Below are 574 nucleotides of genomic sequence, written 5' to 3' on the forward strand. Positions count from 1 at the left end.
GCCGTCGGCGACGCGCGCGTGGTGATCGCGGGCGGCGTCGAGTCGATGAGCCGCGCGCCCTACGTGCTGCCCAAGCCGGACCGGCCGTTCCCGCCCGGCAACCAGGCGCTGCTGAACACCACGCTCGGCTGGCGGATGACCAACCCGAAGATGCCGCCGCAGTGGACGATCCCGCTCGGCGAGGGCGCCGAACTCATCGCCGACCGGCATGGGATCAGCCGACAGGCCCAGGACGCGTTCGCGCTCGCCAGCCACGACAAGGCCGCCCGGGCCTGGAAGGACGGGGCGTACGACGCGGAGGTGGTGGCCTACCCGGCGGCCTCGCTCGACCGCGACGAGACCATCCGCCAGAACACCTCGCTCGACGCGCTGGCCCGGCTGCGGCCCGCGTTCCGCGAGGGCGGCACGGTCACGGCCGGCAACTCCTCGCCGCTCAACGACGGCGCGGCGGCGCTGATGCTCTGCGACGAGGAGGGGCTGCGGGCCAGCGGGCGCGAGCCGCTGGCCCGCGTGCGGGCGACGGCGGTCACCGGCATCGAGCCCGAGTACTTCGGCCTCGGCCCGGTGCGGGCGG

1 pseudogene is annotated in these 574 nt (G+C 75.6%); it reads left to right on the forward strand.

Annotated features, from left to right (window positions below):
- Nucleotides 1–574 (forward strand): annotated as a pseudogene (locus KUM32_RS41395) (3-oxoadipyl-CoA thiolase); the annotation flags it as partial.

Source organism: Streptomyces sp. AC627_RSS907, assembly GCF_019049165.1.